This window comes from Stenotrophomonas sp. STEN033 (assembly GCF_056856655.1).
The window spans coordinates 1-14,542 of sequence record NZ_JBXFWM010000053.1 but is presented as its reverse complement, the minus strand read 5'-3'; the positions used below and the strand labels follow the sequence as shown (position 1 = coordinate 14,542).

Genomic DNA, 14,542 nt, shown 5'->3' with positions numbered 1-14,542 from the left:
TTGGTTGTTGGTTGTTGGTTGTGGGAGCGGCGTAAGCCGCGAAGCTGGCATTGCTGGAATTGCCGGAACAACTGCAATCTGATTGATCTGTGGCTTCGCGGCTGACGCCGCTCCCACAGCCTGATGCGCGTGCCGGTAAGGCTACTGCCGAGCATGGCTCGGCACTACAGGTGAAAAAAAACGGAGCCTTTCGGCTCCGTTTTTCATTCAATCAACCGGCAAGAACTCAAATCACCGGTTCACGCAGCTCCGGCATCTCCCAGCCTTGGCGCGGCGCAAAACGGTCGCCATGGCGGGCCTGCAGGGTCTTCAGCTTCTCAACCAGGGCATCGGCGCCGGTAGCGCGGATATGCTGGATCGGGCCGCCACGGAACGGGGCGAAACCGGTGCCGAAGATCACCCCGGCATCGAGCAGGTCGGCATCGGCGACCACGCCGTCATGCAGGCAGGCGACGGCTTCGTTGAGCAGCGGCAGGATCAGGCGGTCTTCCAGGTCCGACGGTGGCTGGTAGTCCTTGGCCACTTCCGGCTTCACCGCGCGACCGTTCTCCCACTTGTAGATGCCCTGGCCGTCCTTCTTGCCGCGCTTGTTCGGCTCGACGGTCGCCAGTGCGGCCGGGATCTGCAGGCCCAGGAACGGTGCCAGCTCCTTGCCCACGCCAGCGGCCACGTCCAGGCCCACCGTATCCAGCAGTTCGATCGGGCCCATCGGCATGCCGAACTTGACCGCGGCCTTGTCGATCACCGGGCCGGGGATGCCTTCGGCATAGGCGGTGGCCGCTTCCAGCATGTACGGGAACAGCACGCGGTTGACCAGGAAGCCGGGCGTGCCGGCCACCGGCACCGGGAACTTGCCCAGCGCCTTGCAGAACGCAGCCAGACGCTTCTCGGTTTCCGGCGCCATGCCGTCGTGGTGGATGATTTCCACCAACGGCATCTGTGCAACCGGGTTGAAGTAATGCAGGCCGGCAAACTGCGCCGGGCGCTGGATATGGTCACGCAACTCGACCAGCGGGATCGAGGAGGTGTTGGTGGTCAGCAGCGCGTCGGCCTTCATCTTCGGCTCCAGCGTCTGGTACAGCGCACGCTTGGCTTCCGGGTTCTCGATGATGGCTTCGATCACCAGATCGGCATCGGCAACACCGTCACCGGCAAGATCGGCCTTCAGCCGCGCGGCCACTTCCGGGCGCTTGCTCTCATCGCGCACCTTCTTGTCGAACAGCGCCTGCGCGCGGGTCATGGCCGGGTCGATGAAGCGCTGCTCGCGGTCCTGCAGGGTCACGTTGAAGCCCTTGTAGGCGGCCCAGGCAGCAATATCGCCGCCCATCACGCCGGCACCGACCACGTGCACGTGCTTGATGCCCGAATCCTTGCCGCCCAGGCCCTTGAGCCGTTCGGTGAGGAAGAAGATGCGGATCAGGTTGCGTGCGGTCGGGCTGCTGGCCAGCTTGACCACGGCACGGCGCTCGGCGTCCAGACGCTTCTGGATCGGGCTGCCACCGCTGCGTTCCCAGGTGCTGATCAGCGCATAGGGCGCCGGGTACTGGTCCTTCTTGGCCTTGCGCGCGACCTGCTTGGCCATCTGCGGGGCGAGGATCTTGCGGGCCAGGAAGGTATTGGTGGCCCAGGCAGTGGCGCGCTGCTTGAACGGGCGGGTCACGCCGGTCTGCAGCAATGCGACCGCCGCATCGACCAGCACCGCCGGGGCGGCGACCTTGTCGACCAGGCCGATCGCACGGGCGGCCGAAGCCGACAAGGTGCGGCCGGTCAGCATCATGTCCATCGCCGCCGGCGCACCGACCAGCTGTGGCAGGCGTGCACTGCCGCCCCAGCCCGGGAAGATGCCCAACTGGGTCTCGGGCAGGCCGATACGGGTGGATTGATCGTTGGAGGCCACGCGATAACGGCAGGCCAGCGCCAGCTCGGTGCCGCCGCCCAGGCAGTGGCCGTGGATCGCGGCGACCGTGGGGCAGGGCAGCTCGGCCAGCTTCTGGTAGACGCTCTGGCCACGACGGATGGCGTCATTGACGGTGCCGCGGCGGTCGAATTCCTGGAATTCCTTCAGGTCGGCGCCAGCGATGAAGCCGGCCGCCTTGGTCGAGCGCACCACCACGCCCTTGGGCGGGTCGATGGCCAGGCGCTCGACGATGTCGCCCAGTTCCAGCAGCACGTCCTGCGACATGGCATTGACCGGGCTGTCCTTGCGGTCGAGGCTGAGCACTGCCACGCCATCCTCGCGCAGCTCGGTTTGCCAATGATTGAAGCGGAGCCCGTCGAAGCCTGAGAGCATGGGACGTTCCATCCGGTTGTGTATGGAGAAGACCGCTATGATCCAGAGGTTGTTTCCCTGCCGTCAAATCCCAATGTCAGGAAGTGTGTTGTGCTTATCTGGTCAGCGCCCCTGCAGGTTAGCCGAACGGGAGTTAAAAGCTGGTGCGGTACCGCTGGGACAGGGTGCTGAACTTTTGCCGCGAACAGCGGTCTTATTGCCCGACGTCGGTTGGGCTGACAGGAGTGCGGCCCGTTATGGCCGAGGTTGAAACACCGCAGGAGCTGGACCTGGAGCTGGTCCGGCGTGTGCAGCGCGGCGAAAGCGCGGCGTTCGATGTGTTGGTACGCAAGTACCAGCATCGGATCATCGCGTTGATCGGGCGCTACATCGCCGACTGGAGTGAATGTCAGGACGTGGCCCAGGACACTTTCGTGCGCGCTTACCGTGCGCTCGGGAACTTCCGTGGCGACGCCCAGTTCTATACCTGGTTGCATCGGATCGCAGTGAATACCGCAAAAAACTACCTGGCAGCACACAACCGGCGCCCCCCCACCGACGACATCGAGATCGGTGACGCCGAGCAGTTCGACAGTGGGGTCCGCCTGCGCGACAACGACACGCCCGAACGTGAGTTGATGCGCCAGGAACTGGAACAAACCGTGATGAAGGCGGTTGATGCGTTGCCCGAAGAGCTGCGCTCAGCCATTACGTTGCGAGAGGTGGAAGGCATGAGTTACGAGGATATCGCGCAGAAAATGGGATGCCCGATCGGCACGGTGCGGTCGCGGATCTTCCGTGCCCGCGAGGCCATCGACGCACAGCTGCGTCCCTTGCTGGATACTCCCAGCGCTACCCGTGAACGGAGTCGCGTATGAGCACGCAAGACCGTAACCCGGTGTCGGCCGGTGCTGCGCCGGACAAGTTTGAACAGCACTATCGCCAGCAACTGTCCGCGCTGGTGGATGGTGAGCTGGCCGCCGATGAGGCGCGCTTCATGCTGCGCCGCCTGGAGCACGACAGCGAGCTTTCGGCCTGCCAGGAGCGTTGGCAGGTCCTGGGCGACGTGATGCGCGGCCAGGCCTGCGCACCGGCTCCCTTGGATTTCACTGCGCGGGTCCGTCAGGCGGTGGACGCCGATGCCCGCCAGAATGGGCCAATAGTTGCCGCACCTGCCCAACAGCGCGCAGCCCGAACTGGCTGGCGGCGTTGGGGCGGCGGTGCCGCCCTGGCGGCCTCGGTGGCTGCGGTGGCCTTGTTCATGGCCCGCGAACAGCTGCCGGAAACCAACGCGCCCACGCCGGTCATCGCGACCACGGCGGAAGTTGCTCCGGCACCCGCACAGCCGTCGGCCCCCACCGCGGCGGATGCCGGCAATGTTGCTGGTCTGGTTGCGGCCGCACCGGCGGTTGCTGCCGCCGTGACCCGGCGCCAGGACGCCGCTGCCCGCCGGGGCAGCGCGACCCGCACCCAGCAGGCAGCGCGGGCCGGTACCGCGCGCCTGGCCGAGCCGCAGCGGGCGATTGCTTCCGCACCGGTGCTGCCGGCAACCCCGGCGTTGCGCCAGGACCCGTTTGCCACCGGCAATGGGGTGCTGCACGCGCGGCCATGGCCACGCTCGACCGTGGCACCATCGCTGTCGCAGGGGGCGCTCAACGCAAGTTTCCCTGCGCAGGAGCAGGGTGGGGCGACGTTCTATCCGTTTGAACCGCGCATGCCGGCACAGGGTGCCGACGATGCCGAGTCGCGCAGGCTGTTGCCGCGTCAGTGAGTGTTGCTTGCCGGTCGTCCGCCTCAGGACGGCCGGTTTTCCCCGGATTCCAGGTTTGTGCGCTGTGGTTGGGCGTACCGGGCTTGGCTGTTCTTTCCCGCTTTGACTGAATTGGAGGCTCGAAGCTGATGACCCCACGTATCCAAAACAAGGTATTTGGCCTGCTGGCGATGACCCTGCCGTTGGTGGCCTGCGCGCAGAGCCCGGCTCCGGATGCGCCGGCCGCGCAGGTAGCCGCTACCCGCGCCGCCCCCGCGCCGCAGCTGGTGCAGGGCCTGCCTGACTTCACCCAACTGGTCGACCAGGTCGGCCCGGGCGTGGTCAAGGTCGATACCGTGATCGGCGCCCGCCGCAACCCGCGCGCTGCCCAGCAGGGCCCGGACATGGACCAGATGCCGGAGTTCTTCCGCCGCTTCTTCGGTCCGGATTTCCAGATGCCGGGGCCGGGTCAGCAAGGGCCGGACAGCGGTCCGCGCGGGCGCAGCATGGGTTCGGGCTTCATCATCTCCAATGACGGCTATGTGCTGACCAACCACCACGTCATCGACGGTGCCGAGTCGGTCAAGATCACCTTGAGCGATCGCCGCGAGTTCACTGCCAAGGTGGTCGGCAGTGATGCCCAGTACGACGTGGCGTTGTTGAAGGTCGAGGCCAAGAACCTGCCGACCGTGCGTGTAGGCGATTCCAACTCGCTCAAGCCGGGCCAGTGGGTGGTGGCGATCGGCTCGCCATTTGGTCTGGACCACTCGGTCACCGCCGGCATCGTCAGTGCGCTGGGCCGCAATACCGGTGGCAACGAGCAGCGCTATGTGCCGTTCATCCAGACTGACGTGGCGATCAACCAGGGCAACTCCGGTGGTCCCCTGCTGAATACGCGCGGCGAAGTGGTTGGCATCAATTCGCAGATTTTCTCCGCCTCCGGCGGCTATATGGGCATCAGTTTCGCGATCCCGATCGATCTGGCGATGAATGCGGTCGAACAGATCAAGAAGACCGGCAAGGTCAGCCGTGGCCAGTTAGGCGTGATGGTCGGCGAGGTGACCAGCGACATCGCGCAGGGCTTCAAGCTGCCTGACAGCCGCGGTGCGCTGGTCAACCAGATGGTGCCCGACAGTGCGGCGGCCAAGGCGGGTATCGAGGTGGGTGACGTGATCCGTGCGGTCAATGGCACCGAGATCAATACCTCCAGCGAGCTGCCGCCGATGATTGGCGCGATGCCGCCGGGCAGCAAGGTGCGGATGAGCATCCTGCGTGATGGCAAGCCGCGCGATATCACCGTGACCCTGAGCGAGCTGGCCGAGGATGCGGCGCGCCCGGGTAACACCGCTGCCGCTGGCGATGACGCCAAGCCGCAGGCCGGTGCCAATGCCCTGCTGGGGCTGGAAGTGGCTGATCTGACGGCCGCCGAGCGTCGTCAGCTTGGCCTGGAGTCGGGCGAGGGCGTGCGCATCACCGGCGTCAACAGCCAGTCCGGCCGCGAGGCGCGCCTGGCCCCGGGGATGGTGGTGCTGCAGGTCGGGCGTGCCCCGGTCGGTAGCGTTGCCGCCCTGAACAGGGAGTTGGCCGGTTACAAGAAGGGCGACGTGGTCATGTTGCTGGTCCGCGCCGGTGCCAACAGCGCCTTCGTTCCGGTCCGCGCCGGCGAATAAGCCCGCCAGGCCTTGCCATGCCTACAGGAGCCGCCTTCGGGCGGCTCCTTTCGTTCAGCTGCCGGCCAAACCCTGTGCGGGGCTTGGCTCCGGCGTGCGATAATGCCCCGTTATCCTGACGACGCAGCGCCGCCGCCGCCACCTATGTCACATGATTCGATGCGGATGATCCGCAACTTCTCCATCATTGCCCACGTCGACCACGGCAAGTCCACCCTGGCCGACCGCATCATCCAGTTGTGTGGCGGCTTGACCGCGCGCGAAATGGAAGCGCAGGTCCTGGACAACAACCCCATCGAGCGCGAGCGTGGTATCACGATCAAGTCGCAGTCGGTGTCGGTGCCGTATACGGCCCGCAATGGCCAGACCTACTTCCTGAACTTCATCGATACCCCCGGCCACGTCGACTTCTCCTATGAAGTCAGCCGCTCGCTGGCCGCCTGCGAAGGCGCGCTGCTGGTGGTGGATGCGGCCCAGGGCGTGGAAGCACAGTCGGTCGCCAACTGCTATACGGCCATCGAGCAGGGTCTGGAAGTGGTGCCGGTGCTGAACAAGATCGACCTGCCCACCGCCGATACCGATCGCGCCAAGGCCGAGATCGAGGCCGTGATCGGCATCGATGCCTCCGACGCGGTTGCGGTCAGCGCCAAGACCGGCCTGAACATGGAGGAGGTGCTGGAAGCCATCGTGCACCGCATCCCGCCGCCGGCCGACCGTGGCAGTGACAAGCTGCAGGCGTTGATCATCGACTCCTGGTTCGACAACTACCTGGGCGTGGTCTCGCTGGTGCGCGTGATGCAGGGCCAGATCAAGGCCGGCGACAAGATCCAGGTCATGTCCACCGGCCGTTGGCATCTGGTCGACAAGGTCGGCGTCTTTACCCCCAAGCGCAAGGAAATGCCTGCGCTGCGTGCCGGTGAAGTGGGCTGGATCAACGCCAGCATCAAGGACGTGCACGGTGCGCCGGTCGGCGACACCCTGACCCTGCAGGCCGATCCCGCCGCCGAGCCGCTGCCCGGCTTCCAGGAAATGCAGCCGCGCGTGTTCGCCGGCCTGTTCCCGGTCGATGCCGAGGACTATCCGGACCTGCGCGAAGCCCTCGACAAGCTGCGCCTGAATGACGCCGCGCTGCGCTTCGAGCCGGAAAGCTCCGAGGCGATGGGCTTCGGCTTCCGTTGCGGCTTCCTTGGCATGCTGCACATGGAGATCGTGCAGGAGCGCCTGGAGCGCGAATACAACCTCGACCTGATCAGCACCGCGCCGACGGTGATCTACGAGGTGCTCAAGAGCGACGGCACCATCGTGATGATGGACAACCCGGCCAAGCTGCCGCCGGTCAACCAGGTCGAAGAGATCCGCGAGCCGATCATCCGCGCCAACATCCTCACCCCCGAGGACTACATCGGCAGCATCATCAAGCTGTGCGAAGAGAAGCGTGGCACCCAGATCGGCATCAACTACATGGGTAGCCAGGTGCAGATCAGCTATGAGCTGCCGATGGCCGAAGTGGTGCTGGACTTCTTTGACAAGCTCAAGTCGGTCAGCCGTGGCTACGCCTCGCTGGAATACCACTTCGTGCGCTTCGAGGCCGGCCCGTTCGTGCGCCTGGACGTGCTGATCAACGGTGACAAGGTTGACGCCCTGTCGCTGATCGCCCACCGCAGCCACGCCGATCGCCGCGGCCGCGAGCTGTGCGAGAAGATGAAGGACCTGATCCCCCGGCAGATGTTCGACGTGGCCATCCAGGCCGCGATCGGCGCACAGATCATCGCCCGCACCACGGTCAAGGCCATGCGCAAGAACGTGCTGGCCAAGTGCTATGGTGGCGACGTTTCGCGCAAGAAGAAGCTGTTGGAGAAGCAGAAGGAAGGCAAGAAGCGCATGAAGCAGGTGGGCCGTGTGGAGATTCCGCAGGAAGCCTTCCTTGCTGTGCTGCAGATGGACAAGTAACAGTGAATCGAGAGTAGGGAATGGGCAATCGTAATGGCAGAGCGGACCCGCTTTGGACTGCGCGATTGCCTGCTCCCCATTCCCCATTCCCATTCCGAAGGAACATGAATGAAATGGTTTGAAATCATCCTGGTAGTGCTGACCCTGGGTTCGGGCCTGGTGCTGCTGCTGGACAAGCTGTACCTGCGCAAGCGCCGCGCCGAAAGAGCCAGCCTGCTGGACAGCGAAGAGCCGGTGGTGGTGGACTACTCGCGTGCGTTCTTCCCGGTACTGGCGGTGGTGCTGATCCTGCGCAGCTTTGTCGCCGAGCCGTACAAGATCCCCTCCAGCTCGATGATGCCCAACCTGTTGATCGGCGATTTCATCCTGGTCAACAAGTTCTCCTACGGCTTCCGCCTGCCCATCACCAACACCAAGATCATCCCGGTGGCCGAGCCCAAGCGCGGCGACGTGGTGGTGTTCAAGCCGCCGCATGCACCGGACCAGAACTGGATCAAGCGCGTGATCGGCCTGCCGGGCGACCGCATCGGCTTCCACGGCGATACCTTGTCGATCAACGGGGTGCCGATGGTCTACGAAGACCGTGGCGAGTACGTCGGCAAGGGGCGTGGCGCGGAAATGACCGGTGCCTCGCTGTTGACCGAGCAGTTGCCGGGCCGCAGCCATACGGTGCTGGAGCTGCTGGGGCGTGCCGACCCGCGCGGCCAGGGTGACTGGGTGGTGCCGGATGGCCATTACTTCGTGATGGGTGACAATCGCGACAACAGCGAGGACAGTCGCTTCTGGACCCAGACGCACTTCCTGCCGGAAGAGAATCTGCGCGGCAAGGCGTTCCTGATCTGGCTGAACTGTGAAGGCTGGTTCTGCAAGGGTAGTTTCGAACCGTCACGTATCGGGACGGGCATTCAATGAGTGGACAACGCGTTTCTGGGGAGATCGCAATGAAGCACAAGCAAGCAGGTATGACCCTGACCTCGTTCCTGATGGTATTGGCGGTGGTCGGTTTCGCGCTGTATATCGGCATGAAGTTGTTCCCGATGTACCAGGAGTTCTACGCGGTCAAGACGTCGATGAAGTCGCTGGCCAAGGAACCGGGCAGTTCGGATCCGAACAAGGCGCTGGAATTGTTCTTCAAGCGCATGGACATCAACAGCTCCGAGTCGGTGACGCGTGACGACATCAAGTTCGAACGTATCGAAGGCGGCGTCCGCATGAACGTAAAGTACGAAGTACGCCGTCCGCTGGTGGCCAACCTGGACATCGTCGGCAACTTCGAGAATTCGCAGGAATTGACTGGAAGCAGTGTTGACTAGAACGTTCCAACGGGGTGACCTGATCGGTCACTCATTCAAGGATCAGGGTTTGCTGAAGCAGGCCCTGACCCATCGCAGTGCCGGTGCGCCGCACAACGAGCGCCTGGAGTTCCTTGGCGACAGCATCGTCAACATGTTGATCGCCGAAGCGCTGTTCACGCGTTGGCCGAAGGCCGACGAAGGCGCGCTGACCCGTGCCCGCTCGGCCCTGGTCTGCGAGGCTGCACTGGCGGTGATCGCGCGCAGCCTGGAGCTGGGCGAGCGCTTGACGCTGGGCCCGGGCGAAATGAAGTCCGGCGGCCACCGCCGCGATTCGATTCTGGCCGACACCGTCGAGGCGGTGGTCGCCGCCATTTACCTGGATGCCGGTTTCGAAGCCTGTCGCGCGCGCATAATGCCGTGGTTCGAGGCCTCGCTGTCGGCAGTGCCGGTCGGCAAGCCCGAGAAAGATCCCAAGACCCGCCTGCAGGAATGGTTGCAGGCCCGGCAGAAACCCTTGCCGGTATACGAGCTGGTATCGGAGACCGGCGACGACCACGCCAAGCACTTCCATGTGCGCTGTTGCGTGGCTGACCCTGCCGTAACGACCGAAGGCGAAGGCACGTCGCGACGGCTGGCCGAACAACAGGCGGCAGCTGCCGCAATAGAGCAACTGGATTCCAAGTGAACGACACCTCCTCTCATCGCTGTGGCAGCGTCGCGGTCATCGGCCGCCCCAATGTCGGCAAGTCGACCCTGACCAACGCCCTGGTCGGCGCCAAGGTCAGCATCGTCTCCAACCGCCCGCAGACCACCCGTCACCGCCTGCTGGGCATCGCCACCTATCCGGAAGGCCAACTGGTGCTGGTCGACACCCCTGGATTGCATCGCCAGCAGAAGCGCGCGATGAACCGGGTGATGAACCGTGCCGCGCGCGCCTCGCTGGAAGGCGTGGATGTTGGCCTGCTGGTGATCGAAGCCGGACGCTGGGACGAAGAAGACACCTTGGCGTTCAATGTGCTGAGCGACGCCGGCGTGCCGGTCGTGCTGATCGTCAACAAGGTTGACCGGCTCAAGGACAAGGGCGCGCTGCTGCCGTTCCTGCAGGAAATCACCGTCGGTCGCGAGTTCGCCGCCGTGCACCCGATTTCGGCGCTGAAGCGCAACGGCCTGGATGCGCTGGTGCGTGACCTGATCGGGCTGGTGCCGGAAGGCCCGCCGATGTTTGGCGAAGATGAAATCACCGACCGCAGCCAGCGCTTCCTCGCAGGCGAGCTGGTCCGCGAGCAGTTGATGCGCCAGCTGGGCGAAGAGCTGCCGTATGCCACCACCGTGGAAATCGAACGCTTCGCCGAAGACGGCGCGCTGCTGCGCATCGGCGCGGTGATCTGGGTCGAGCGCGAAGGCCAGAAGGCGATTGTCATTGGCAAGGGCGGCACCCGTTTGAAGGATATCGGTGGCAAGGCGCGCCTGCAGATGGAGCGTCTGTTTGGTGCCAAGGTGTTCCTGGAGACCTGGGTGCGCGTGCGTGAGGGCTGGTCGGATGACGAGGCGGCGCTGAAGGCTTTCGGATACGGCGAGCAGTAAGGCTTGACCCGGGAATCAAGAGTGGGGAACCGGGAATGGAAACGGCCTGGTTCTGCTGCAGCTTGCGATCCCGGCTGTTAGTTGGCATGTAACAGGTCAGGTTGCGCGATGAAGGCCGACGCTGCGACGACGCACTTTCGTAGCAATGGCTTCCCGCGAGGGCGTCTGAAGGAAGCCGGCTTGTTCAAGGTGAAGGGCTGCTTCGACTCCCGATTCTCCATTTCCGACTCCCCGCCTTGAGATGCGCATCGAAGACCAGCCCGCTTACGTGCTGCATGCCCGGCCCTGGCGCGAGACCAGCCTGCTGGTTGAAGTGTTGAGCCTGGAGCATGGCCGCCTGGGGTTGCTGGCGCGCGGTGTGCAGGGGCCAAAGAAACAGGCGTTGCGCGCGGCCTTGCAGCCGCTGCAGGCGATCCGGTTCGACGCGCAGCAAAGCGGTGAATTGGCGCAGCTGCGCCGGGCCGAAAGCCAGGACGTGGCGCCGCGGCTGCACGGCCACGCCATGCTGGCGGGGTTCTACATCAACGAACTGGTGATGCGGCTGACGCCGCGGCAGGACCCGCTGCCGGAGCTGTATGAAGCCTATGGCGAACTGCGCCAGCGTTTGCCGGAGGTGGACAGCTTGGCCTGGGCGTTGCGCCGCTTCGAGCGTGACCTGCTGGATGCGCTGGGCTTTGGATTCGATTGGAGTTGCGCCGCCGACGGTGAGCCGATCGACCCGGCCGCACGCTATCGGCTTGACCCCCTGCAAGGGCCGCTGCGCCTGCTCAGCGAGCGTGGCAGCAACGAGCGGCGCGGGTTGGCTACTGGCACCGCGCTGCTGGCCCTCGCCGAAGACCAGGCCCCCGGCAACAGTGATGTTGCCAGCCTGCGTCTGCAGATGCGCGCGGTGCTGCTGCACCATCTGGGCGGGCGCGGGCTCAAGTCCTGGGAAATGCTGGGTGATCTCGTCCGTCCGCACCCGTAGTGCCGAGCCATGCTCGGCAGGGGCTTTACACAAGATCCAGCCCCTGTAGTGCCGAGCCATGCTCGGCAGGGGCTTTACACAAAACCCAACCCCTGTAGTGCCGAGCCATGCTCGGCAGGGGCTTTACACAAAACCCAACCCCTGTAGTGCCGAGCCATGCTCGGCAAGAGGCTCCCCTCAACCCACCCGTGCGCCCTTTGCCGGTCCACTACATCCAATCAGCGCAGCAAAGCGCTGACGGCGCTGCCGAACTGCTGTCGTGCCTGCATGGATGCGGGATCGTGATTCAGCTGGCGCACCGCGTACGCCAGCCGCGACGCTCCCACAAAACCGCAACTGGCCTGCAGCTTGTGCAGCTGTGCGTGCAGGGTTTTATCGTCGTGTTCTTCCAGTGCATGACTGACCGCATCACGCGTGCCCGGCAGCTCGGAGAGGAACAGCTCGCGCAATGCACGCACGTGCGCCTGTTGCCCGTTCAATGCGCTCATCGCGGCCGATTCGTCCCAGTCCGGTGCGGCATCGGCAATGACCCCGTCGGCTTTTGCAGGTGCCTTGGCCAGCGCACGGCGCACGCATTTGAGCAGCGCATCGCGACTGATGGGCTTGACCAGGGTCTCCTGGAATCCGGCCTGCTGCAATGTGTGCTGCAACTCCAGGCTGGTGTCGGCGGTGTGTGCCAGTGCCACGGTGCGCGGGTGCTGCTCATGCAGGCTGCGCAACAGGCTGGCGCCGTTGCCGTCGGGCAGGTTCACGTCGATCAGCCACAGATCGTAGTTTCCGTTCTGTGCAAGGCGCAGCGCGCTGGCGCAGGATTCTGCGATATCAACCTTGGCCGGTAGCGATTCCAGCACGAACTGGAAGAAGCCTTGGCTGGTCATGTCATCCTCGACCAGCAACAGGCGCGGCGGGTTTCCTTGGTGATGCGTATTCATCTGCTGCCTCCATGTCAGCTGTCACCCGCATATTAGCGGGGGCGTGGCGATCTGCAAGCCATCGGGGTGTTCCAGTGGCGCATCTGCGACAATGGCCGCCCTTTTGCCCGCAGCCTGTTGCCACGTGGCCCGATCCAGATCCCCCCGCATAGACAAAACCCCGTTCCAGACCGACATCCTCGACCTCAGCCACGATGGCCGTGGCGTTGCCCGCCGGGAAGGCGAGGGTGGCAAGGTCACCTTCATCAGCGGTGCCTTGCCGGGTGAAACGGTGATGGCTGAACAGACCGCCAAAAGCCGGCATTTCGACGAAGCCAAGACGGTAGAAGTACTGAAGGCCTCGCCGGATCGCGTGCAGCCGCGTTGCCCGCATTTCGGCGTCTGCGCCGGCTGCGTGCTGCAGCATCTGGAAGAGTCGCAGCAGATCGTGGCCAAGCAGCAGGTGCTGACCGACAACCTGACCCGCATCGGCCATGTCAGCCCGGGCACGGTGTTGCCGGCGCTGGTGGGTGACAGCTGGGGCTATCGCCGCAAGGGCCGCTTCTCGGTGCGTCGCGTCGAGAAGAAGGACAAGACGCTGGTGGGTTTCCGCGAATTGGATCCGCGCTTCGTCGCCGACCTGTCGCAGTGTTTTACGGTGATCCCGGAGATCGGCAGCAAGGTCGGCGCGCTGTCCGCGTTCATCGAAACCCTGGACGGCAAGCGTGATATCCCGCAGATCGAGTTCATCGCCGGTGATGCCGCCATCGCCCTGACCGTGCGCCACCTGCAGCCGCTGAGCGATGCCGACAAGCAGGCCTGGATCGCATTCGGCCAGGAGCATGGCTTTGCGATCTACCTGCAGTCCGGTGGCCTGCACACGGTGGCGCCGCTGTGGCCGGCCGAAGGCGTGGCTTTGTCGTTCGCCTTGCCGCAGTGGGATGTGGAGCTGGCGTTCCGTCCGCTGGATTTCATCCAGGTCAATGCCAAGCTCAACGAGAAGATGATCGCGCATGCGCTGGCCCTGCTGGACGGCCAGGCCGACGAGCGCGTACTCGACCTGTTCTGCGGGCTGGGCAACTTCACCTTGCCGCTGGCGCGTACCGTGCGCGAAGTGGTGGGCGTGGAAGGCGATGACGGCCTGGTGGCGCGCGCCCGCGAGAACGCGCAGCGCAACGGGTTGGCCAACGCCGAGTTCCATGCCGCCGACCTGACCCAGGACCAGAGCAACGCGCCGTGGATGAAGCAGGGCTTCGACAAGCTGCTGCTCGACCCGCCGCGTTCGGGCGCGATTGACGTGCTGAAGCAGTTGCCACTGAAACAGTTCAAGCGCATCGTCTATGTCAGCTGCCACCCGGGCTCGCTGGCCCGCGATGCCGGCTACCTGGTCAACGAGCAGGGCTTCACCCTGGTGTCGGCCGGTGCGATGGATATGTTCCCGCATACCGCGCACGTGGAAAGCATTGCCGTCTTCGAGAAGAAGTAAGCGATGGGCATCGAGATCGAACGCAAGTTCCTGGTGACCGGCGATGGCTGGCGTGCGGCTGCGCACGCCGTCGTCCCGATGGCGCAGGGCTACATCAATGACATCGCGGCGATGGACAGCGGCGCGCAGAAGGCCTCGGTGCGGGTGCGCATCCAGGGCGAGGCGGCCTACCTGAACATCAAGTCGCGCGAGCTGGGCCACACCCGCCAGGAGTTTGAGTACCCGGTGCCGGTGAACGAGGCGCGCGAGCTGCTGGCGTTGTGCGTCGGTGGCCTGATCGACAAGCGCCGCCACCTGGTGCAGCACGGCGGCCTGCTGTGGGAAGTGGATGAGTTCCTCGGTGACAACGCCGGGCTGGTGGTGGCCGAAGTGGAGCTGGAGAGCGCCGACCAGGTGTTCGACAAGCCGGACTGGGCGGGCGCCGAAGTCACCGACGAGCTGCGTTATTACAACCTGGCCTTGGCATCGAAGCCGTACAACCAGTGGTGAAGTGCCCGTAGTGCCGAGCCATGCTCGGCAGGGGCTTAACAAGCAAACCCTGTAGTGGGGGGGGGGGGGGGGGGGGGGGGGGGGGGGGGGGGCGGGGGGGGGGGGCCGGGGGGGCGGGGGGGGGGGGGTGGTTTGGTGTGTGGGTGAGGAGGGAGGTGGGGGGGGGGGCAG

At 64.9% G+C, this 14,542-nt stretch carries 13 protein-coding genes; 11 read left to right on the top strand and 2 right to left on the bottom strand.

The window, feature by feature from the left end; genetic code table 11:
* Nucleotides 1-226: 226 nt before the first annotated feature.
* On the bottom strand, nt 227-2,290 hold the full coding sequence (locus AC1VXC_RS15790; protein WP_481527066.1) for a 3-hydroxyacyl-CoA dehydrogenase NAD-binding domain-containing protein: 2,064 nt from the start codon (nt 2,288-2,290) through the stop codon (nt 227-229).
* A gap of 236 nt (nt 2,291-2,526) precedes the next feature.
* Between AC1VXC_RS15790 and rpoE the strand changes: the two genes are divergently transcribed.
* The 9 genes from rpoE (at nt 2,527) to recO (ending at nt 11,485) form a co-directional block, all read left to right on the top strand.
* On the top strand, nt 2,527-3,147 hold the full coding sequence (gene rpoE, locus AC1VXC_RS15785) for an RNA polymerase sigma factor RpoE (RefSeq protein ID WP_313170618.1): 621 nt from the start codon (nt 2,527-2,529) through the stop codon (nt 3,145-3,147).
* Nucleotides 3,144-4,040, top strand: coding sequence for a sigma-E factor negative regulatory protein (locus tag AC1VXC_RS15780; RefSeq protein ID WP_481527065.1), 897 nt, complete (start codon nt 3,144-3,146; stop codon nt 4,038-4,040). Before rpoE ends, AC1VXC_RS15780 begins: the two co-directional genes overlap by 4 nt.
* Before the next feature lie 128 nt (nt 4,041-4,168).
* Complete coding sequence (locus tag AC1VXC_RS15775) at nt 4,169-5,689, top strand: DegQ family serine endoprotease (RefSeq protein ID WP_313495512.1); 1,521 nt, start codon at nt 4,169-4,171, stop codon at nt 5,687-5,689.
* A 159-nt stretch (nt 5,690-5,848) separates the two neighbouring features.
* Nucleotides 5,849-7,639 (top strand): translation elongation factor 4, encoded by a 1,791-nt coding sequence (gene lepA, locus AC1VXC_RS15770; RefSeq protein ID WP_312913785.1) that lies wholly within the window; start codon nt 5,849-5,851, stop codon nt 7,637-7,639.
* 108 nt (nt 7,640-7,747) lie between these two features.
* Nucleotides 7,748-8,551 (top strand): signal peptidase I, encoded by an 804-nt coding sequence (gene lepB / locus AC1VXC_RS15765; protein ID WP_313170622.1) that lies wholly within the window; start codon nt 7,748-7,750, stop codon nt 8,549-8,551.
* 29 nt (nt 8,552-8,580) lie between these two features.
* On the top strand, nt 8,581-8,952 hold the full coding sequence (locus AC1VXC_RS15760) for a DUF4845 domain-containing protein (protein WP_313170624.1): 372 nt from the start codon (nt 8,581-8,583) through the stop codon (nt 8,950-8,952).
* Entirely contained in the window at nt 8,942-9,619 is a 678-nt protein-coding gene (gene rnc / locus AC1VXC_RS15755; protein WP_313170625.1) for a ribonuclease III, read from the top strand. Before AC1VXC_RS15760 ends, rnc begins: the two co-directional genes overlap by 11 nt.
* The gene (gene era, locus AC1VXC_RS15750; protein ID WP_313170626.1) at nt 9,616-10,518 is read left to right on the top strand and encodes a GTPase Era; all 903 of its coding nucleotides are present in this window, start codon (nt 9,616-9,618) and stop codon (nt 10,516-10,518) included. The genes rnc and era overlap by 4 nt, the downstream gene beginning before the upstream one ends.
* Nucleotides 10,519-10,759: 241 nt before the next feature.
* Nucleotides 10,760-11,485 carry a DNA repair protein RecO gene (gene recO, locus AC1VXC_RS15745; RefSeq protein WP_481539757.1) on the top strand — a complete coding sequence of 242 codons (726 nt, stop codon included), beginning with the start codon at nt 10,760-10,762 and terminating at the stop codon, nt 11,483-11,485.
* A 218-nt stretch (nt 11,486-11,703) separates the two neighbouring features.
* Here the strand turns inward: recO and AC1VXC_RS15740 are convergent, their stop codons facing one another.
* Nucleotides 11,704-12,417, bottom strand: coding sequence for an Hpt domain-containing response regulator (locus AC1VXC_RS15740; RefSeq protein WP_313170629.1), 714 nt, complete (start codon nt 12,415-12,417; stop codon nt 11,704-11,706).
* A gap of 124 nt (nt 12,418-12,541) precedes the next feature.
* On the opposite strand from AC1VXC_RS15740, the gene rlmD reads away from it, so the two are divergent.
* The gene (gene rlmD, locus AC1VXC_RS15735; RefSeq protein WP_312368874.1) at nt 12,542-13,882 is read left to right on the top strand and encodes a 23S rRNA (uracil(1939)-C(5))-methyltransferase RlmD; all 1,341 of its coding nucleotides are present in this window, start codon (nt 12,542-12,544) and stop codon (nt 13,880-13,882) included.
* Between the two features lie 3 nt (nt 13,883-13,885).
* Nucleotides 13,886-14,371 (top strand): CYTH domain-containing protein, encoded by a 486-nt coding sequence (locus AC1VXC_RS15730; RefSeq protein WP_481539442.1) that lies wholly within the window; start codon nt 13,886-13,888, stop codon nt 14,369-14,371.
* Nucleotides 14,372-14,542: the final 171 nt, after the last annotated feature.

Bases quoted from the DNA above. Each gene is read 5' to 3' on its own strand.
- AC1VXC_RS15760 (WP_313170624.1), top strand. From the start codon at position 8,581: ATGAAGCACAAGCAAGCAGGTATGACCCTGACCTCGTTCCTGATGGTA.
- lepB (WP_313170622.1), top strand. From the start codon at position 7,748: ATGAAATGGTTTGAAATCATCCTGGTAGTGCTGACCCTGGGTTCGGGC.
- recO (WP_481539757.1), top strand. From the start codon at position 10,760: ATGCGCATCGAAGACCAGCCCGCTTACGTGCTGCATGCCCGGCCCTGG.
- lepA (WP_312913785.1), top strand. From the start codon at position 5,849: ATGCGGATGATCCGCAACTTCTCCATCATTGCCCACGTCGACCACGGC.
- rpoE (WP_313170618.1), top strand. From the start codon at position 2,527: ATGGCCGAGGTTGAAACACCGCAGGAGCTGGACCTGGAGCTGGTCCGG.
- AC1VXC_RS15730 (WP_481539442.1), top strand. From the start codon at position 13,886: ATGGGCATCGAGATCGAACGCAAGTTCCTGGTGACCGGCGATGGCTGG.
- AC1VXC_RS15740 (WP_313170629.1), bottom strand. From the start codon at position 12,417: ATGAATACGCATCACCAAGGAAACCCGCCGCGCCTGTTGCTGGTCGAG.
- AC1VXC_RS15775 (WP_313495512.1), top strand. From the start codon at position 4,169: ATGACCCCACGTATCCAAAACAAGGTATTTGGCCTGCTGGCGATGACC.
- AC1VXC_RS15790 (WP_481527066.1), bottom strand. From the start codon at position 2,290: ATGCTCTCAGGCTTCGACGGGCTCCGCTTCAATCATTGGCAAACCGAG.
- AC1VXC_RS15780 (WP_481527065.1), top strand. From the start codon at position 3,144: ATGAGCACGCAAGACCGTAACCCGGTGTCGGCCGGTGCTGCGCCGGAC.